A 19,128-nucleotide genomic window follows, 5' to 3' on the forward strand; every position below is an offset into this window, starting at 1 on the left:
ATAAATTTTTATTGTGGATTTTATTTGAGTTCATCATCTAGGGGCAAAGATTTAAGAGATCAACCCAAGTCTCCAAAGATGATGTCGGAGATATTCATCCCGTACATTTCATTCCAACTGAGGACTGGAAAAAGACTCTGGGTGGATGCTTACTTCTCTGCAAAGCTTGACGAGAGGTTCAGGATTGCGGGACTTATAAGGGAGAGTGTTGAGAGAAGCTATGTAAATAGTGCTCTCAAACTCGATGCAATCCTTAGCAAGGATGAACTTGCCAGAACATTTTCCGAAATCCTGACTGAGGTTGAGAGGAAGCTCAAGCTTGTCAAAATAGAAAGAGGGAAAAGATTCGGAAGATGGTCTTTTTTCCGAACCCTCTTTCTGCCTTTTGGCCACTCAAAAAACCTCAGTCAGGATGAGAGGTTATCCAAAATGCAAATAGAACTGATGCAGTCAGCGGAGATTCTAAGGGCTGTGTCAGATTGCACCGTACTAGGAGACACAGGATATATCTCAATCAAAATTAAGGATGGCCTGCCAGAGGATAAGATCTACAGAAGGCTGTATGAGCTGGATGAGGGTTTCAGAAAGGAATTTGATGAAGTTAGTAAGAAATTTCAGTAAAGCCAACAGGCAACAAACCTATCGCTATCCACCTTTTTAAGCTCTGGTTCCTTTTCCCTGCAAATATCCTTCGCATACTGACATCTCGGATTGAACCTGCAGCCTTCTGGTGGGTTTATTGGACTGGGTGGTTCTCCAATAACCTTTATTCTCTCCTTCTTTTTCTCAATATCCGGATCGGGAATTGGAATTGCTGAGAACAGAGCCTTTGTGTATGGATGCAAAGGCTCTTCAAATATGCTCTCAGAGTTACCAACCTCAGCAAGCTTACCGAGATACATCACCCCAATCCTGTGACTCATGTACTTCACAATGGCAAGATCGTGGCTTATGAATAAGTATGTCAGCTTGTACTCATCCTGAATGTCTTTCAGCGTATTCAGTATGTTCGCCTGAACAGAGACGTCCAAAGCCGAAGTCGGTTCATCCAGCACAACAAACTCTGGCTTTAAAGATAGAATCCTTGCCATCGCAATCCTTTGCCTCTGACCACCACTGAACTCGTGAGGGTAACGATAGAGATGGCTCTCGTTCAGTCCAACCCTCTCAAGCAGATCGATGACGAAAGCCTCGGGATCATCCACCTCAATGCCGTGATGCCTGACCGGCTCCATCACGATCTGAAAAACCGTCTGCCTTGGATTAAGGGACGAATACGGATCCTGAAACATTATCTGAGCTTTTCTCCTGAACCGGTTGATGTCCTTCTTGCTGAATTTCATTATGTCCTTTCCTTCAAAAAGGATCTGACCGTCTGTTGGTTCAATAAGCCTGAGAATCGTTCTTCCAACTGTTGTCTTTCCACATCCGCTTTCTCCAACCAAACCGAAAGTCTCTCCCCTGAGTATCTCAAAAGATACTCCATCGACAGCCTTAACATAGCCTTTCGTGAAGAACAGACCCTTTACAGGGAAGTATTTTTTGAGGTTCCTTACCTGAAGGATGTACTTCGTGCTTTGCATCCAGATCACCCGACATTATGGCATGCAACAAAGTGCCCATCTTCCAGCTCAACAAGCTCTGGAGTTTTCTCTCTGCATATACTGGAAGCCAGAGGGCATCTCGGACTGAACCTGCAGCCTTCTGGTGGGTTTATCAGGCTGGGCACAGTTCCGGGAATAGTTTCCAGCCTTTCGATTTTAACAAGCGGGTTTGGAACCGCCCTGAGCAACCCCTGAGTGTATGGGTGGAGAGGTTTTTTGAATATCGCATACACATCTCCAAGCTCAACGATTTTCCCCGCATACATCACTCCAACTCTATCAGCCATGCCTGCAACCACACCCATATCGTGGGTTATGAGTATCACAGTCGCCCCGTATCTTTCCTTCATATCCTTTATCAGATCAAGGATCTGTGTCTGAACCGTAACATCCAAAGCTGTGGTTGGCTCATCAGCAATCAGCAACTTCGGGTTGTTTGATATCCCTATGCCAATCGTGGCCCTCTGCTTCATCCCCCCACTCATTTCATGGGGGTAATTGCTCACCCTCTTCTCGGGATCGGGCATCAAAACCGTTCTCAGTATCTCAACCGCCTTCTTTATCCCATCCTTCAAGTTTTCAACCCTCTTGTGAACATACAATGCTTCCGATATCTGATAACCTATCGTATATAACGGATCTAGGGATGATTGAGGATCTTGAAATATGTATGCGATTTCGCTACCCCTTATCTTTCGTATTTCCTCCTCAGAGAGCTTTAAAAGATCCACTCTCCCCTTATCGGATGTATAATAAACCTCCCCACCAACAATCCTGCCGGGAGATTCGATGAGCTGGGTTAAAGCCCTTGCAGTAACACTTTTACCGCAACCCGTTTCACCAACGAGGGCGAATGTTTCTCCCATATATACATCAAACGAGACTTTCTCAATCGCCTTGACTATCCCGGCATAGGTGTAAAAGTGTACTGTCAGATCCCTTACCTCGAGCACCTTGCTCTTCATTCCTGTTCACCCTTTTTCTTCTTTACCTTAAACTCGATGCTCCTTCTCAGTTTTGGATCCAGAACATCTCTGAGCGAGTCTCCAAGCAGGTTCCATCCGAGAACATCTAACAGCACAATTAAGCCCGGAAAGACTATGAGCCACCACGCCTTCGGGAAGAACTGAGAGCCGTCGTAAACTATTCTTCCCCAGTCCGCTATGGGTGGTGTTGCTCCAAGCCCGAGGAAGCTCAGTCCAGCTTCGGTCAGAACAACGCTGCCAAAGTCAAGTGTGATGTAAACGAGGATTGGCCCGATAATGTTGGGGAGTATGTGTCTTGCCATGATCGTGGTGGATGATAGCCCAATAGCCTTTGCTGATTCTACATACAACACCTCTCTCTCTGTTAGAGTTGAACCTCTCGTAATCCTCGCATATCCTGGCCACCAGACAACAGCCATAGCGATCATAACTGCGAGAAGTCTTCCAAGATTTCCAGCTTCTCTCGTATCGAGAGCAAAAAGCCAGAGAAGGATTTGCTGCAGTAGTGGGCTGCTGTCTATCAGACCGGTTATCCTTTCAGGCAGGACTGCTGCAAAGGCTATTGCAAGTATGAGCGGTGGAAAGGCGAGAAACATATCGGTTATACGCATTATAATCTCATCAACTTTCCCGCCAAAATATCCAGCAACAAGTCCAAGAATTATCCCCAGCGGAACTCCGAGAAGTATAACTATAATCGATATGACCAGCGAGGTTCTAGCCCCCTGAAGCAGAAGGCTTACAAGATCCCTGCCAAAGTGATCCGCTCCAAGCGGGAAGAACTCTCCGGGCGGAGAGAGATATGTTCTACCATTTTCGAATATCGGGAAATAATTATACTTATAGGGAGCGAGATAAGGACCGAATATTCCAAGTAAAACGAACATTGTAACCAAAAAAAGTCCTATTATCCCCGGTGGAGATCTGTTGAGGGCATAAAACATCAACTTCCACTCTGCAATTCTCGAACGATTTTTTTCTCTCCAGTCCTTCCTCACAAGAGATATTATGGACACTACCACCTCAATGAAGAGATCGGAGATTCTGTCAAGTATGCTCCTCTGATATTCCTCCTCTTTTTGTGTTTCCTGTATCTCCCGACTCTCCTGCATCGAACCTCCCCTCAGCATCTAACTCTAGTATCTAACTCTTGGATCGACTACCGCGTAGAAGATATCAACTATTAGGTTCGCAATTACATAAACAAGAGCGAATACGAATGTCACCGCAACGATTGCTGGAAAGTCAAGTGTACGGATTGAAAATATGGCGTAAAGCCCTATCCCCGGTAAGCCGAATACAGTTTCCGTTATCGGTGCACCACTTAGCAGTCCACCAAACTGCAAACCAAGAACGGTCATGATCGGCACCAAGGAATTCTTCATCGCATGCCTGTATATCCCCAACTTGGGCACTCCCTTAGCCTTCAGAAATTCTATGTAATCCCCTCCCATAGCCTCAAGGAAGGAGTTTCTGACGAATCTTGCCACAACTCCAGCACCCATAAATCCCAAAACGAATCCGGGAAGCCAGAATCTTGCAACATGCTGTCTGAACAGCTCAAAATCACCATTCAGCAACGCATCTATCACGGGAACATGGGTTATAGCAACCTCTGGAGACGGAGGAACTCCTGCGAGGTTGATGATCCTGAAGTTGACAAAGAATATGTATATCAGAATGTAACCGAGCCAGAAAACGGGTGTTGATACACCTATAAGGGCAAAAATTCTGACGAAGGTATCAATGGCACTATCCCTTTTCAGAGCGGAGATAAGGCCGAGGGGTATGCCAATTAAAAGAACGAAAAAGTAGGCAAACAGGGCAAGCTGAAATGTAACAGGGAATCTTTTACCCACATCATCCATAACGGGATTCGATGTTCTGGGGTCTATTATCTCATTTTTTAATAATCCAGAAATGAGAAATATATATTGGTCATACCATGGATCATCCATATGATATTTCTCTTTAATTATCTCGATTGCTTTCTGGCTTGCTTTCTCTCCTCCAGCCCATGCTCTTGCTGGATCTGCCGGGATCAGGTAGGCTATTGCAAAAACTATCAGGGTGATACCGATTATCGTTGGGATGAATGTTAGCATTCGCCTTATCAGGAACTTCTTTAGCTCCGCCACAGACTCACCCCGGAGTGTAAAAGTGTAATTGGTTTAAATATGTTTCTGGAGATCGTTTTTCTAAAATTTATTATAATAAAACCAAATAACTAATTTTAGGCTTCTTTTAGCCTCTAACAACATTCAATCTGACCTTATCCAGAGAGAAACCGATAACTTATCCGAAGGATCGCAGATTAAGAATTAAGCCTATGCTAAACCTAAACGAAGCAAGAGATAAACTAAAATAACTAAAAATAAAATAGAAAAAAATTATTCTACTGCAACATTAACTTCCTTGAATTCCGTTGCTCCATAGTAAAGTGGACCAACCCAGTTGTCGGTGTCGAGGTAGTCAGGCACCCATCCGATTGTGTAGTAGTCATACTGTCCGTGTTCACCCTTGCTGAGATACACCGGCCATTCGAGACTGCTCACAGTGCACTTGAACCCAAGCTGGCTCCAGGTGTTCTGCAGCAGAGCTGAAATCTTCTCTCTAGCTGAGTTACCCGCGTTGTATGTGATCTCTATCGTGTACTTCGATGGATCAATTCCTGACTCTTCGATGAGCTTCTTGGCTTTTGCCATGTTGAACTCGTATTTCTCAATGCCATATTCGGTATATCCGGGCCAGCCAATCGGGATTGCTGCGTAGTTCCTCTCAAGGTTACCTGAATATACCTGTTCGATTATCTGATCATAAGGCACGGCATAGGCCAGAGCCTGCCTGACCTTCGGGTTGTTGAATGGTTCCTTGTAGGTGTTGAAGACTCCGTATGTAATCGTGGGCTCAAGCAGATCGGTCTGCACAACCGAGTTGAATCCCTGGAATGTCAGACCCTTGACATCATCAATTCTCTCAGGTGGTGCAACAACGAAGTCAACCGTGCCTGTCTGGAACAGGTTAATTCTGGAGACTGCATCATTGTTGATTATCCATATAACCGTCTCATGCTTGGCCTTTGTTCCATCAGAGTACATCTCATCCCAGAGCGACTTGCCCCAGTAGTACGGGTTCATCTTCGCAACGATGTAGCTGTTCTCCTCGTACTCTGCTATGTAATATGGCCCAGTGCAGACGGGCTTCTGATGCATGAGCTGATGGGTTGCATCCTCCTTGCCCTCGCTGACATAAGCGTTCCAGACAGATGGATCCTTTCCATTCTGAGATGCTGCCAAAGCCTCCTCATACTTGTCTCCAAGCAGGTACTCCATTGGCAGTATTGACAGAAACGGATCTGTTATAACTCCAAGAATTGGAGCGTAGGGTTGTGGAAGGACAAGCTTGTAAACTCCAGCAGTGCTGCCACTGTATCCAAACATCTTAAGCAATTCATCCATCGACTTGACTTCTCCGGATTTTCCTTCATACTCCGCGTAGATTCCTCCTTTCGCAAGAACCTCCTTGAACTCATCCTCTGTCATTGCTATTGACTTGTTAAGATCTGTGAAATCGAGCATCCAGCTAACGCTGTGTCCGATTCTGTGTACTCTCCAGAAGCTGAATGCAACATCAGTTGCGTCTATCGGATAAGTCTTGTCATTCCATGGATCGTATGCTACAACACCACCTCTTATGACGAAATACCATTCAGTACCATCAGCATTGTGAGCCCATGCTACAGCCAGATCGGGTGAGACTTTCTCGGTTTCCTCTTTCCAGTATGTGACTAGGGTGTCTCCAACCTGATGCCAGATCTCCCATCCAAATGTTTCATAGGTCGTTGCAGGATCGAATGACTCCGGCCATCCGATGGTACCGATTACAAGTGTGCTCGGGTCGTTCTTGTAGTCCTTGATTCCTATGTCAACTGTCGGAGCGTTCGGATTCTCCCATATCAGGTCGTATCTCTCGGTGAATGTTGGATGGTAGTATCTGCCTTCAACCCAGTCCCAGTATGTCCTCATCATCTTGTTCTGTCCAAAGACTACTAACGGAACTTCTTTGTTGGCTATTATGTACATTGCCTTGAACAACTCGGTCCTTACATCCGGATTCGTCTCAAACCTAGCTGCCTTGACAAGAGCGTCAAAGTCCGTATTCCTCCAGAAAGCAGGGTTTATCGCTCCGAATCCCTGCCCTTCATCCATTAGCTTCTCAATCGGCTTTGTGTTTTCTTCATCGACAACATAGCTCACCCTGATAACTTTCTTTCCTGATGGTACTTCAACGGTCTCGACCTTTCCTTTCTCTCCAACCACGACCACAGAGGTATCGGTTTCAATAACGGTGGCTGGCTGCGTAGGTGTTGGTGCTGGTGTTTCAGCAACCGTTGGTGTTGGTGTAGCCTCTGGTTTTTCCTGCTGTGCACAACCTGCGAATGTAACTGCAAGGATTCCTACCATCAATATATATAGCCATACTTTCCTCATTATAACCCCCCAGAATTTTTTTCAAGGTATGTTCGTTTCCACATTTAAATATCTTTTTAACACCCATTGACATCAAATTGACATCAAATCAGATAATCCTCAAAACCTCAGGTAATCATACAATCGACCCTCTTCCGGTAGTAACCGATAGTCTCTCTAATGAATCTCTCATCTAGCTTTCCACGAAATGTCTCAACCTCAAAAACTCTTTTTTGTGGCTTCAATTTCGATTTATCGAATCCCATATCAACCTTCAGCTTCAGTTTCTCCCTGTAGATTTTCTCACCTTTTCTTTTTAGCTCATCTGGCTTGATATGAGTTCCCAATATATCCCTCTCGCAAAGTGCAGACCACAAGGCTTGAGAGCATCTGCTTCCAGCACTCCTCAGCTATCAGATGTCAACAACTTCCTGAGGTGTGTAGTCCCTAACTTTCTGATCCATGCTGAATCCTGCCCCACGAGATGGCTGTGCCTCAGCCCAATCAGATAACCTGCCCGTATGGTATCCGGGCATCTCATTCCCACCAAAAGCCACGCGAATTCCTTTCCTCCATATTTACTCGAGACTTGCTCAACTCCCATTGCAAGATACCTGTGGAACTTGCTCGGCTGCCATAGATGTAGTCCATAGAGATATGCATCAACATTACCAAGCTCCAGCTTCAACAGAGTGTCTCCTTCATTCAGAATTCCTCGGTTAAAAGCCTCCGTAGCCCATACCAGATATACTCCAGTCCATACCTTTCAACCCTGTGTATAGCCTGAGCAGTCCACCTCTGTTACCAATGCCCAGCATCGGTCCAAGAGCTCCGGATTTTTAGCAAACTTTCTCGAGCAGGCGTACACGCATAACCCGCATCCAACACACTTCTCGATGTCCTTAACCGCCAGACACTTCATTCTCCACCAGCCTCTCAAAAGCTTCAATGAATTCCTCCTCCTTGCCCCCATCAACAATAGTTGCCGCAGCAATCTTATGAGTTGCATCGGCAAAGGCTCCAACAATTTCACTGGCTTTCGGCACGAGATAGTCCAGTCCCGGAGCTTCCCCTTTGAAAATTTTTCTTTCAAGGGGTGTCGGAACCCTTCCGCTCATCTTGACGACATTCCAGTCTATCTCACCCAGATCGGGAACCACCTTCGGCATGCTCTGGAAGCCTATGAGGTACTTGCTGTCATCAACAAATGTCATGTCTTTTATCAGCTCACAGAACTCTCCAACAACCTTAACCCCCATCGGAGAGAATGAGTCCCCAATATGAAACCACTGAACATGTTTCTCCTGCTTCAAATTGGTTTTCAGGAATTCAACCATCTTTTCAAATTTCTCTTCCCTTATCCTTTCCAGTCTTTTTACAATCTCCATCGTAGCACCGTTGAAACCTTCAAAGCAGGCCTTAAGTCCCAACTGATAGCCTTTCTCCTCATAACCAACAGCGCCAAGAGTCGTTAGACGTTCTGCCACCACATCAGCATACTCTCCAAAAAAGTCGATATAGTACCTCTCCTTCATCCCATCAATCATAATCTTAACCTGTTTCATGCGCATCGCCTCATTTAACGCGAATCTATCGAACCCCAGAACGCCACCGTACCTGTCATGGTAGTCCCCAACGCTCCCGACCACTGCGAGATAGGCACATTTCTCCGCCTCATCACCTGCAATAGCACGGAAGAATATGTAGTTGAGCGTTGAAGCTGAAACGAAGATGTCACCAGATATGCCTGAAAGCTCTGGATTTAGAACGAAAACGCTATCGCTCTCTATCTCTTTTGCTGGATGATGGTCAATTATAATTACCTTCCCCCTGCCAGCATTTATTCTGTCGATGGCTTCTGCGGCCAAGCCTGCAAGATCTGTGTATATTATTATTCCATCTCTGTCAGCGTGAATTATCTCAATGATATCAGGGTTGACTTTCTCTATGCAGATTAGTTCAGTCTTCAACCCAAAATATTCGCAAACCCTTGAAAGTATGGCTGATGAGCATATACCATCCGCATCGTTGTGATAAACTATAGTTGCCTGCTTTTCAGCATCCTTCAAAATGCCCGCTACACAATCCACCCATTCAAAAAATTCCTTATTGAGATATTCCTCCATGACTAATGTTAATGATTTAACAAAATAAAAGTTTTGGGCTTCAGTTTTCAACGATTATCAGCTTTCGGTAATAGTCCTTTATCTCCGTATTTAGCTTCATCGCATCAAAGACCCCTCTAAGAAAGACTTCCAGTATTTTCTGCTCGCTTTTAGCTGACAAAACCAGCGTGTAAGTTTTATCAGAGTTTACCTTGAGCCTGAACCAGTTTTCATACTCCATGTACTTCAGAATCTCCTCAACCGTCCTCAACCCTCTCTCCCTATACTGAATCCCGTGTTCAAAACCAACTTTCCTTACAATCTCAAAAAATTCTTCCTTCTTTTTCTCATCTATTATCTCAAGAATTGCGGACCAGATTTCTATATCGACTATAACATGCTCTCTACACGACAAAAGCTCAGAATAAACCAGAGCATTTTCAAGAGACTCGAGATTTCCATTTCTGGACAATTTCGACAAAATTCTTATGGAGTTTCTCACTACCTCGCTCATCGACTTCTGTTCCTTCTTAACTATGTCCTCAAGCACCTTGTAAGTGTAATTATCCACAGCAATTGACAGGCGCCTCGTTTTTAGAGACATTAATCAATGTTAGTTTAATAGCATAAAAACTTTATTGTCAAACTAACAAAAATTAAAATTTATGGATATGTAATATCGAAAACTAAATATTATAGCCAGACGAGTTAAAAATAGGAGATTTTGAATAATTAGCGAATAATCTATTCACTCCTCCGGTAGATACACCCTGTTAGAGCTGATCCTTACATCCTCCTCCAGCCCGTATTTCTCAACAAAATATTTCCACATCTCAGCATCGCTTTTTTTCATATCATCTAGCGCAGCAAATATGAAGTCCCTTATGCTCGACTGAAGCTCTACAAGAATGTACCTTTCCTTGCTTTCCGAGTCCTTATACCCCCTGTACTCAGCATACTCTTCGATGAACCTCATCCAACGCCTTGGGATATAAACCTTAATCCAGTATCCCTCCTCATGAGATAAAAGCTGTTCACAACCTAAGTTCATGCCCACCACCCCTCCTTTTCACATACATTAATTCAATTTATTCAATGTTGTTCAAAAGTATGTAATTTTAATACTATTTATCCTTTGCGATTTAATTATAAACATTTAATAATCAAAAATATCAAATGACTTAAATGATCGAGTTTTAAGACAATTAAAAGAGTTAAACAGGGTTGTAGATTCCGTTCGGATCCCTCAGATACATCCTCTCCAGATGCTCCAATGTGGGTTCATTAATTGGTTCGAAAATGTTAACAGTGTCCAACGGCTCCATAAAGTCTGCCAGAGCCTCCCAGTCAACTAGGCTCTTTATAAGCGAGGTTACCTTATTATTAATGTTTACTAACATTTAATCCACCCCACTAAATTACACTACCAAGTAGTGAATGATAATATTTAAGAGTTTCTAAAACTACATTGATGCAAAAGAGTTTTTAATTATAAAATCAAATTAACATCATGGCTTCAGTTGAGATAGTTTATTGGGACGACAGAATTAATGGGAGCCTCAAAAGCGATAAGATAAATGTTGAGCCATACGGATTTCAGCTCAGCCCAATTGCCGAATGGAGAATTCTCATTTCAGCAGAAGATAAGGAAGTTGAAGAAAGTAAGGTTTGTGCTATCGATGTTGAGCCGATAGATGTTCCGGAGAATGCGATAGTTTCCCCTCTTCCAATAATGAGGCACGCTCTCGGTGTTCTGCTGGATGTATATGTTCCCGGAAAGTTGAAAAAGGTTGAGGAGAGTAAGAAGATAACCCAAGCGATCTTCCTTCCAGTAATGAGTGGAAAAATACGAAAAGGCGAGCTAATTGGAGTTATAAACATAAGATATGTTAAAACCAGTACACTCAACAAGATCTCCAAAATGCTATCAGAATGGGCTGAAAAGGCCAAATGGGCTGAAGATATCGGTGGAATAAGATGGGAGTAACGTGACCTCCTCTCTCCATTGAAATGGAGAGTATCCTCCAGCACGGCTGGAGTTTAACCCCAGGAGAGAGGTTGTGTTCAGGGTCTCTTCAACCCCATCATCCACTCTTCGGACCGGGTCACAGCGGCCCCCGCAGGTCGATCCTGCCTTTGGATGCAGGCGTGTATGTAAGGACAAATATACGTTTCATCGTGTATCTTGTGGAAGTCGCGGGGATTAGCGACGAAAGGAGAACCTAAAACAACTCAGAATAAAATAATTAGATAATTATTTCTTCCATAAATAGGGCCAGTCCGACTTTACGAACACTTCTGGGTCTATTGAGATTGCTTGATCGATCTTCTTGAGTAGCCTTATTACTTTACTCAAGTATCCTTCTCTGGATACCACAGCCTGCATAACTTTCACCGCTAAATCATATGTGCATTTATTATATTAATCTTGTTATGATATTTTATTGGGTAGCACTATCGGAGATTGGAAGTTAGAGAAGTGTATTCAATGTTAGTGAGTTGAATGATATTTGTTGCTTAATAAATGATACACAGCATAATCTATATTACAAAAAAGGTTATTTCTTCCATAGATAGGGCCAGTCCGACTTTACGAACACTTCTGGGTCTATTGAGATTGCTTTATCAACTTCACGAAGCTTTTCAACTATAGCCTCTTTGGCCTCCTTTTTCACTGTTGTAACAACACCCACTCCAATAAGCGAACCCTTTAAGATCTTTCCATCCGCTATTGGATAGAAAACAACATATTTAACCCTCGATGGCACATCAATCCTTTCAGGCTTTCCGTCCTCCACCACAGCAACAAGAGTTCCCAAGGCATGCCTGTATCTGTCAAGGAGAGTCAGCCTCTCGTTTCCAGAGATTTTGAATTCCTGAACTTTTATCACTTTAACACGATTTGCTTTGACTTCCACATCCTCATCGGCTACAATATTAACGAAGTACGCTACAGGCCCGAGAAAATAGCCTGCTTCCTCAACATTGGCCTTCTCGTAAACGACCTCTGAATCTTTTCGGTAAGAAATTGTTACTTCCATAAATATATATTAGAACCTAACTATATAAAAGTTTTGAGAGAAAATAAAAAAGAAATAGAAGTTTAAACCTCAGTTTTTACGCCTTTTACGCTTGCAGCCCAGCTCCTCAAGCCATCATAACCTTCGGTTGCTATCCTCTTCGCCACCTCATCCTTCAAAGCTGTGATGTTTATTAGATCCAAGAAGTTGTGAGCAAAACTACCATGTACAATAGACCAGTAAATTGCCAGTGCAATGACTCCCAGCGTGTAGGCTATCGCACCGAAAGTTCCCATGTGCGGGATCTGTGTGATGAAGTAAGGCCATGCATTTGGATCTCTGAACAGGAAGTAGTAGTTAATTCCTGTCAGGATTCCGAATATTATCATTCTCTTAACAAGCCCACCAGTTTTATGTTCCGCTTTAGCTACTGCCCTCTCAAGCAAGCCCATCTTCGATAGCTCTTTCCTAACATTCAACATCGGAACAATCACTATTGGAGTAACTGACACCATTGCTACAATCATAATTGGAAATACAAGTGAGTTGAAAGTTTCCACCAATCCGGGATCAAGCGATAGCCATCCGAGTTCTACAAGATATCCCGGTACTGCAAACGCTCTGCTAACAGTAACGAGGAGCATCACAACAGCCATTGCAAGCTTGATATAGTACTGCCTAACATAAGTCGTTCCCACAGCACCAATCTGCACACCGATTAGTGAGGTGGCGAGAATCAAAGTCGTGAGCCTGAAATCAACTGCTCCAAGCAGGTAAGCCCATGTGAATGTTCCTGTTGAGCCCATAACGAATGCTATTCCAAGCTCGGTTCCACTCGCAACCGCACTTGATGCCCCAATCACATAGATCATCGATGGAACTCCAATAAATCCACCTACTGCAATTGTTGCTGCAAGGAATCCGGTGGCAAAACCCAGAGGGATGGTTAGCCAGAGCGACTGAGTTCTGCCAGCGACATCGAACTTGATCATTGGTGGTATCCTGAATTTCTTCTCAAGCTTCTTTGCAAATTCTGGTTCCGTGTCTTCAATACCGTATTTCTTAGCCTTAAAAACGTCTCTTATCAGTAGAGCAGCAACTGATGGTAAGACTATCAAGAATGCGATAGTTACATACAAGTTCGTTCCTGTAGGGCCTAGCTGCTCAAGTATATACTTCTGAACCTGAATTCCAACCTGAACACCCAATATGGCTGAGAAAGCCATCAATATTGCAAGTTTAACGTCAAGATGCCCAACTTTTTTCCTTCTCCAAGCTCCTATCATTGCCTTGGGGAACTTGTGGCACATGTTCGATGCTACTGCTATAGGTCCAGGCACGCCAATGGACATCATTCCGGGTGTGAGCACAAAGGCTCCACCACTTCCAATGAACCCACTAAGCATACCTCCAAAAAATCCGAGAGCTAGCAGAAACAAAGCTTCGTTGACCCCGATATGTATGAACATATCGGGGGTCATTGCTGAGCCCCCTTCAGCAAAACCACCCATTCAATATTCACCCCCATTATGAAACATTTTTATTAACGCAAACTCAAATTGGAAATCCCCTCTCTAACCTTCCAACCCCCCTTAAACCTTCCTTATTATTCATTACTTTTTCATAATTTGTTTTAACGGGATTTCCACTTTCTACAGTATATATCAAAACTAGATGAAAATAAAGGTTTTTGTGAAGGTTTGCTTTTTTTTAAGATAATTCACTAATTTTTATGTTTTTTTATGGTTGTTTAATGTCAAACACTACCAGTTACTCTACAACTATAAATTCGAAAAGGGGCGGAAATTACTGGAATGCCGGACAGGAGACTTATTCAAGGAATTTCAATTTATAAATGGACTCTAAAGATTAGAATAGAATGTATGGTCTAACATACTCCATTAAAGAATGTACTAAAGAACATAGATGCGGTTTCAGAGTGTAAAGGTTTTTCAATAAGCGCAGCAACACGGAACCTTAATCTATAACGATTAATCAACCCCACCCCCTTTATTTCCTGTGGAACTTTGCTGTAGTGCAATGGCTGTCAGCAATTAGAGAATAAATGAGTTGCAAACAAATACAGACCATAACTCTTCCAACCCTATGATGAGAGTAACATCAAAATCTATTCGCCAAGAAAATAATATAAAGAAATAGGAGAGATTACAGAACTAAAACAACCAAAAAGGAAACGGAAGAGTACTGAATGCCTATGAGAAATGCAGGATTAGCCTATAACACTGGAAAGATTGATAGAAATATACCACGGCATTCATATTCCCACAGCACAACAGTCAAACTCCAATATGATGCTAAAACCCCCGTTAAATTCTATCTGGATACTCGAGGGATTTTTACGAACTTTCAATAAAATGAACAGTACGAGTACTGCTAAACCCACAACTTCTTCCGATACGAATGTCAGAGTCAAAGATAGTGCATATCCTGAGATATCCTCAAAAGATAGTCTGCAAAGGATAAATGTTCAAGGTTTTATTGCTTTTTACATGTCCCATTTCCTCAAAAACATATCCTCACAATAGCCCATCTTTTTACTTCACTTCTTCATTGCTTGTGTTCTCGGTAATTTCTGACATTTATGATAAAAAGCCAAGTTTTTCCATATTTTCCATTAATCTCAGCTAAATGCTAGATTGTAAAGATGAAATTATAACTAATTTTAGGTTAGCCGAAAAATTTAAATGTCTTGGAATTGGAAAGATATGATGGTAAAATCACTCTAACAGGAGGTGATGAGTTTGCCAAGGCATTGCAGGGGGTGGAGATGGTGGTACAAAGCTACTGGTAAGCCTGGATGGATGAGAGGGGATTACAGATGTTTCGGATATCTAAGATACAGAGGTTTAAGATACCAAGATGAATTCAGAGACGATCTGGATGTGCTTGAGAGAATCAAAAGAAATCTGGAATTAGAACTTGAGGATATTAGAAGAAGAATTGATGAGCTGAGAAGGAGATAAAGAGAACGGCAAAGAGAAATAAAAGGGGAGAAGTAGAGAGTTAAAAATGGAGGTATAGACATGAGAATTTGTGTACCAAGCTATAATGGTGGCTTGGATGACTATGTCTGCGACCACTTCGGCAAGGCTGAAACTTTCACAATATACGACACCGAAAGCAAGGAAGTAGAGGTCATCAGAAACACGAGTGAGCATTTTGGTGGTTTTGGAAGGCCACCTGAACTTATCAGAGCTAAAAATGTTGATGTTGTTATATGCGGTGGAATGGGCGCTAAAGCTATAGCGTTGTTCAAGAGCTATGGAATAAAGGTGTTCATGGGAGCTTCTGGTAAAGTAAAGGATGCGATAGATCAGTTTCTCGCTGGAGAACTTCGTGAGGCCGATGTGAGTATGGGATGTATACACTGAGTATTGGGCGTGTGGTGAGTGTGATTTAAATGAAAATTGCTGCAACAACCTCAAAAGGTGGTCTGGAAGATAATGTAACCCCTCAGTTTGGGAGAACTGAGAAATTCACAATTGTTGATTTTGATAAAGAAATGAAAGAAATTAAGGCTGTAGAGGTTGTCGATAACAAGGCAAAGTCTCAACCCAGCGGTGCTGGAATAGCAGCATCGCAGCTTATAATCGACCTTGGAGTTGAGATTTTACTTACTGGCAAGATAGGACCAAAAGCCATGAAAGTTCTGAAATCTGCTGGTGTGAAGGTATACAATGCTGAAGGAATGAATGTTAAGTATGCAGTCGATGCTTTCACAAAAGGAGAACTTGAGGAAATAAAGACTGGCAGTATGGGACCCAAACAGGGCAAAGCTGGAAGAGGTGGAAGAGGAGGCAAGGGAAGAAGTGGAGGATGGAACTGACATGGAACTCATCCTCCATTTAAGCAATCGCTGCATAGAGACGGAAGCTAAAAAAAGGTACGAAGAGTTAGTTAGGGACTTGCTTAAAGAGGATAACACAGAGAAAGAGAAAGAACTCGAGCTATTGGTAGAGTTCCTGAAAAAAGCCAACTTCAGCAGGTTAAGAAAAATGGGATTCGATGGAAATAAAGAGGTCAGAGTGAGAATCAGAAAAGCTGGAGAGGATTTTGTTGTCGAGGAGATCGACTTATGAGGATAGCCGTTGCTTCAGGTAAGGGTGGAACGGGAAAAACAACAGTTTCGGTGAATTTAGCGTTTTTCAACTCAGTTGATTTATTCGATCTGGATGTTGAGGAGCCCAATGACCATATTTTTATTAAAGGTAATAAGAAAGAAAACTTAGTTTTCCGTAAGGTTCCTGAGGTAAATGATTGCTGCAATGGATGTGGTGTTTGCAGAGATGTCTGTCAGTTCTCTGCGATATATGTCATAGATAGAGCTTATCCGATCCCGGAGCTTTGCCATAGTTGTGGGGCTTGCAGCTATCTCTGCCCGGAGAAAGCAATAAAAGAGGTTGACTACCAGACAGGAAAGGTTGTAACGGTAGAAGGGGATATCAAGTTAACCTATGGTGAGCTTACAGTTGGAGAAGCTTCACCTGTTTTTCTGATAAAACATGTCAAGCAATTAATGGGCAAAAATGCGATTATAGATTCACCCCCCGGCACCACATGTCCGATGGTTGAGAGTGTGATTGATTCAGATTATGTTATTCTTGTTGCTGAACCAACACCATTCAGCTTGCACGATCTCAAGATTGCTGTGAACGTCGTTTCCGATCTAAATCTCGATTTTGGAGTTTTAATAAACAAGTATGGTTTGCCCTTCGATGGTGTTGAGAAGTACTGCAAATCCGAGGGTATCGAAATCATCGGAAAAATACCCTTCAGTGCTGAGATCGCGAAAAAGTACTCTAAGGGGAAATTGATAGATGATATGAGGGATTTCTTTATTGAACTGTATGGAATTCTGGGGTGATCTGATGTCTTCAATTTCGAATCCCGAGTCAGCAAATTCAGAGCCAAAACAGATTGCGATAATCAGTGGAAAGGGTGGAACGGGGAAGACGACCTTCTCCGCATTGATACACAGCATTGAAGGTTGTGTAATTGCAGATTGTGATGTAGATGCTCCGAACCTTCACATACTCCTAAATCCGGAGATTTTGGAAGTTGAGGAATATTATGCAAGCAAGAAAGCCAGAATACTGCAGGATAAATGCTCCTCATGTGGATTGTGTTATGAAGTGTGTAGATTCAATGCGATTTTCGATAATCCATATACAGTCAACGATAAAAGATGTGAAGGTTGTGGATTTTGCTACAGTGCATGTCCGGAAAAAGCTATTGTGATGGAAACTGTGAAAACGGGAGAGATATACAAATCCAAAACGAGATATGGTCACTTCGTTCACGCTTTACTGAAAGCCGGGGAGGAGAATACGGGGAGGCTTGTTACAGAAGTTAGGCAAAGGGCAAAGAAGATCGCTGAGGATATGAACTTTGAGTTTGTCATTGTGGATGCACCTCCAGGAGTTGGATGCCCTGTGATGGCATCACTTACCGATGTAGACGTTGCAATAGTAATTTCAGAGCCTACACTCTCGGGTTTGAATGATTTGAAGAGAATTCTCGATCTTTGCGATCACTTCGGGGTTAAGGCCTTTGTTACCGTGAACAAATATGACTTAAATGAGTCGATGGCTTTGAAAATTAGAGATTATTGTGAGAGTAGGGAAGTGGAGTTTTTAGGGTTCATTCCTTTTGATAAAGATTTAATTGAGCAAGTTTCAAATCTAAAATATCCGTTTGATGGTACAGCCGCAGAAAAGATGTCTGAGTGCTGGAAAACTGTCAGGGGAAGGTTGTTGTAGGACATTTGCTCTCACGATGTTTTGAGAGACTTCAGCTACCCTTTGCAAACACCTTCTTTCTCCTTAAACCTCCAACCGTGTAAGTTTGCTAGAAGAAGTATTAGAGTGTCACGTTAGCATAGACGGATTTTGCAACAGAACTCTTCGTAAATCGATGTATTTTGTCCATAAAGAGTTCACATTTCCCTAATTTAAACAAATCTTCTACTTCTGATCTTTCAGCTTTAAGCTCATCTTCTCTCTTCAAATAATCGATGAGTATTTTTACGGGTTTTTGAGGAAGATTATTTATTTAATTTTATTTTCGATGAAATAAGTCAGAGGGGTTGAGATCATGCTTAATAACTTGCTCAAGCTCATGTTTTCCTTCAACAAGATTACTGGAACTACCTTTTTAAAGCAACATTCGTGATAATAGCAAAATTCCCTGTCAACCATCATAACTGCTCCTGCTTTTAGTAGCCCTTTCCTTTTAAGATTATCTAGGATATCCTCGAACATCTGACAACCGCTAGTATTTGCAGGATAGATTAAAAACAACAAAAGCTTTTTGTCTTGCAATCCGTAGCAATGCAAGTTTGGATGTCCAAAAAGAACTTGCTGTTGAATCCTCCCATTTCCTGTGTTTCTGTTTGCTCAGGTCCCTGTAGCATCATCCACTTATTAGCCCTTCTTTTAGGAATTTTTTTCTTCAGTTTAACTGTGAAGGAGTGGATTTCTAATATCTAAAACTTCTAATTTAATAGCTTTCTCGATTCTCTCCTTTTCTTTAACTCTCCAACGAAGTAAGACAACTTTTTAGCATGGTAACAGCTTCATCAACAGGAACAATTCTATTTCTGGATAGAGCTTCCTTTACTTCTTTTTCTCAAGCTTCTTGACAATTTTTCTTGAGATCTACTTTGTATCTCCAAATTCAACTATGGTTTTTCACTCCAATCACAGATTGATGTCTTGTAATTATTGACTTTGTGACGGGAGTTAAAAAGAGACCCTGAATTTTTTCTTCTTTTTTAAGAGGGTTTATGACTTCTTAAGTCTGTAGTTGTAAATTCTAACAGAGATATGAGGTTGCTTGTCTCTCTCAAGGGAGTCCAAGGAGGAAGTATAATAAAGCTGCTAATGTTTTGTTCTGTAATGACAAATACTGTAATAACAAAGGTG

General features: G+C 42.4%; 24 protein-coding genes and 1 pseudogene. 8 read left to right on the forward strand and 17 right to left on the reverse strand.

Annotated features, from left to right (window positions below; translation table 11 throughout):
* Positions 1 to 78 precede the first annotated feature (78 nt).
* Entirely contained in the window at positions 79 to 621 is a 543-nt protein-coding gene (locus tag ASULF_RS01930; RefSeq protein WP_015590011.1) for a hypothetical protein, read from the forward strand.
* Here ASULF_RS01930 and ASULF_RS01935 read toward each other — a convergent pair.
* From ASULF_RS01935 to ASULF_RS01980, 13 genes and pseudogenes are all read right to left on the reverse strand, one after another.
* A complete protein-coding gene (locus ASULF_RS01935) occupies positions 615 to 1,583 on the reverse strand; it encodes an ABC transporter ATP-binding protein (protein ID WP_015590012.1) in 969 nt (322 codons plus the stop codon). The two genes, ASULF_RS01930 and ASULF_RS01935, sit on opposite strands and share 7 nt — an antisense overlap.
* Before the next feature lie 5 nt (positions 1,584 to 1,588).
* Positions 1,589 to 2,569, reverse strand: coding sequence for an ABC transporter ATP-binding protein (locus tag ASULF_RS01940; protein ID WP_015590013.1), 981 nt, complete (start codon positions 2,567 to 2,569; stop codon positions 1,589 to 1,591).
* A complete protein-coding gene (locus ASULF_RS01945; protein ID WP_015590014.1) occupies positions 2,566 to 3,702 on the reverse strand; it encodes an ABC transporter permease in 1,137 nt (378 codons plus the stop codon). Before ASULF_RS01945 ends, ASULF_RS01940 begins: the two co-directional genes overlap by 4 nt.
* Before the next feature lie 24 nt (positions 3,703 to 3,726).
* Entirely contained in the window at positions 3,727 to 4,728 is a 1,002-nt protein-coding gene (locus ASULF_RS01950) for an ABC transporter permease (RefSeq protein ID WP_015590015.1), read from the reverse strand.
* Between the two features lie 252 nt (positions 4,729 to 4,980).
* Positions 4,981 to 7,080, reverse strand: a complete 2,100-nt coding sequence (locus ASULF_RS01955; RefSeq protein WP_015590016.1) for an ABC transporter substrate-binding protein — start codon at positions 7,078 to 7,080, stop codon at positions 4,981 to 4,983.
* A gap of 107 nt (positions 7,081 to 7,187) precedes the next feature.
* Positions 7,188 to 7,406 carry a hypothetical protein gene (locus ASULF_RS11255; protein ID WP_052312073.1) on the reverse strand — a complete coding sequence of 73 codons (219 nt, stop codon included), beginning with the start codon at positions 7,404 to 7,406 and terminating at the stop codon, positions 7,188 to 7,190.
* 66 nt (positions 7,407 to 7,472) lie between these two features.
* Positions 7,473 to 7,616 carry a hypothetical protein gene (locus ASULF_RS12155; RefSeq protein ID WP_236609698.1) on the reverse strand — a complete coding sequence of 48 codons (144 nt, stop codon included), beginning with the start codon at positions 7,614 to 7,616 and terminating at the stop codon, positions 7,473 to 7,475.
* Positions 7,617 to 7,648: 32 nt separating this feature from the next.
* Positions 7,649 to 7,804: pseudogene (locus ASULF_RS12385) on the reverse strand (hypothetical protein); the annotation flags it as partial.
* A 21-nt stretch (positions 7,805 to 7,825) separates the two neighbouring features.
* Entirely contained in the window at positions 7,826 to 7,981 is a 156-nt protein-coding gene (locus ASULF_RS11665; protein ID WP_144060568.1) for a 4Fe-4S binding protein, read from the reverse strand.
* Positions 7,962 to 9,185, reverse strand: a complete 1,224-nt coding sequence (locus ASULF_RS01965; RefSeq protein ID WP_015590019.1) for a DHH family phosphoesterase — start codon at positions 9,183 to 9,185, stop codon at positions 7,962 to 7,964. Before ASULF_RS01965 ends, ASULF_RS11665 begins: the two co-directional genes overlap by 20 nt.
* Positions 9,186 to 9,225: 40 nt before the next feature.
* Positions 9,226 to 9,768 carry a ribbon-helix-helix domain-containing protein gene (locus ASULF_RS01970; RefSeq protein ID WP_015590020.1) on the reverse strand — a complete coding sequence of 181 codons (543 nt, stop codon included), beginning with the start codon at positions 9,766 to 9,768 and terminating at the stop codon, positions 9,226 to 9,228.
* Positions 9,769 to 9,912: 144 nt separating this feature from the next.
* Positions 9,913 to 10,215 (reverse strand): hypothetical protein, encoded by a 303-nt coding sequence (locus ASULF_RS01975; RefSeq protein WP_015590021.1) that lies wholly within the window; start codon positions 10,213 to 10,215, stop codon positions 9,913 to 9,915.
* A gap of 163 nt (positions 10,216 to 10,378) precedes the next feature.
* Positions 10,379 to 10,564: a hypothetical protein gene (locus ASULF_RS01980; protein WP_015590022.1), complete on the reverse strand. Its 186-nt coding sequence runs from the start codon at positions 10,562 to 10,564 to the stop codon at positions 10,379 to 10,381.
* Between the two features lie 110 nt (positions 10,565 to 10,674).
* Here ASULF_RS01980 and ASULF_RS01985 point away from each other — a divergent pair, with 110 nt between their 5' ends.
* On the forward strand, positions 10,675 to 11,151 hold the full coding sequence (locus ASULF_RS01985) for a DUF22 domain-containing protein (RefSeq protein ID WP_015590023.1): 477 nt from the start codon (positions 10,675 to 10,677) through the stop codon (positions 11,149 to 11,151).
* A 267-nt stretch (positions 11,152 to 11,418) separates the two neighbouring features.
* On the opposite strand, the gene ASULF_RS11840 is transcribed toward ASULF_RS01985, so the two are convergent.
* The 3 genes from ASULF_RS11840 to ASULF_RS01995 all read right to left on the reverse strand — a co-directional run bounded on the left by ASULF_RS11840 (position 11,419) and on the right by ASULF_RS01995 (position 13,695).
* A complete protein-coding gene (locus ASULF_RS11840) occupies positions 11,419 to 11,559 on the reverse strand; it encodes a hypothetical protein (RefSeq protein ID WP_169336378.1) in 141 nt (46 codons plus the stop codon).
* 163 nt (positions 11,560 to 11,722) lie between these two features.
* Positions 11,723 to 12,205, reverse strand: coding sequence for a DUF22 domain-containing protein (locus ASULF_RS01990; protein ID WP_015590025.1), 483 nt, complete (start codon positions 12,203 to 12,205; stop codon positions 11,723 to 11,725).
* Between the two features lie 62 nt (positions 12,206 to 12,267).
* Positions 12,268 to 13,695 (reverse strand): sulfite exporter TauE/SafE family protein, encoded by a 1,428-nt coding sequence (locus tag ASULF_RS01995; RefSeq protein ID WP_015590026.1) that lies wholly within the window; start codon positions 13,693 to 13,695, stop codon positions 12,268 to 12,270.
* 1,251 nt (positions 13,696 to 14,946) lie between these two features.
* Here ASULF_RS01995 and ASULF_RS02000 point away from each other — a divergent pair.
* The 6 genes from ASULF_RS02000 to ASULF_RS02025 are packed head-to-tail and all read left to right on the forward strand — an operon-like array spanning position 14,947 to position 17,964.
* Complete coding sequence (locus ASULF_RS02000) at positions 14,947 to 15,168, forward strand: hypothetical protein (protein WP_015590027.1); 222 nt, start codon at positions 14,947 to 14,949, stop codon at positions 15,166 to 15,168.
* 60 nt (positions 15,169 to 15,228) lie between these two features.
* Entirely contained in the window at positions 15,229 to 15,576 is a 348-nt protein-coding gene (locus tag ASULF_RS02005) for a NifB/NifX family molybdenum-iron cluster-binding protein (RefSeq protein WP_015590028.1), read from the forward strand.
* A 29-nt stretch (positions 15,577 to 15,605) separates the two neighbouring features.
* Positions 15,606 to 16,031, forward strand: coding sequence for a NifB/NifX family molybdenum-iron cluster-binding protein (locus ASULF_RS02010; protein WP_015590029.1), 426 nt, complete (start codon positions 15,606 to 15,608; stop codon positions 16,029 to 16,031).
* A complete protein-coding gene (locus ASULF_RS02015) occupies positions 15,991 to 16,284 on the forward strand; it encodes a hypothetical protein (RefSeq protein ID WP_015590030.1) in 294 nt (97 codons plus the stop codon). Before ASULF_RS02010 ends, ASULF_RS02015 begins: the two co-directional genes overlap by 41 nt.
* Complete coding sequence (locus ASULF_RS02020; RefSeq protein ID WP_015590031.1) at positions 16,281 to 17,069, forward strand: nucleotide-binding protein; 789 nt, start codon at positions 16,281 to 16,283, stop codon at positions 17,067 to 17,069. Before ASULF_RS02015 ends, ASULF_RS02020 begins: the two co-directional genes overlap by 4 nt.
* 4 nt (positions 17,070 to 17,073) lie before the next feature.
* Positions 17,074 to 17,964, forward strand: coding sequence for an ATP-binding protein (locus ASULF_RS02025; RefSeq protein ID WP_015590032.1), 891 nt, complete (start codon positions 17,074 to 17,076; stop codon positions 17,962 to 17,964).
* A gap of 288 nt (positions 17,965 to 18,252) precedes the next feature.
* Here ASULF_RS02025 and ASULF_RS02030 read toward each other — a convergent pair whose 3' ends face one another.
* Complete coding sequence (locus tag ASULF_RS02030) at positions 18,253 to 18,465, reverse strand: hypothetical protein (protein WP_144060467.1); 213 nt, start codon at positions 18,463 to 18,465, stop codon at positions 18,253 to 18,255.
* Between the last annotated feature and the right edge of the window lie 663 nt (positions 18,466 to 19,128).

Origin of the sequence: Archaeoglobus sulfaticallidus PM70-1 (assembly GCF_000385565.1) — an archaeon.
Lineage (GTDB): Archaea > Halobacteriota > Archaeoglobi > Archaeoglobales > Archaeoglobaceae > Archaeoglobus_A > Archaeoglobus_A sulfaticallidus.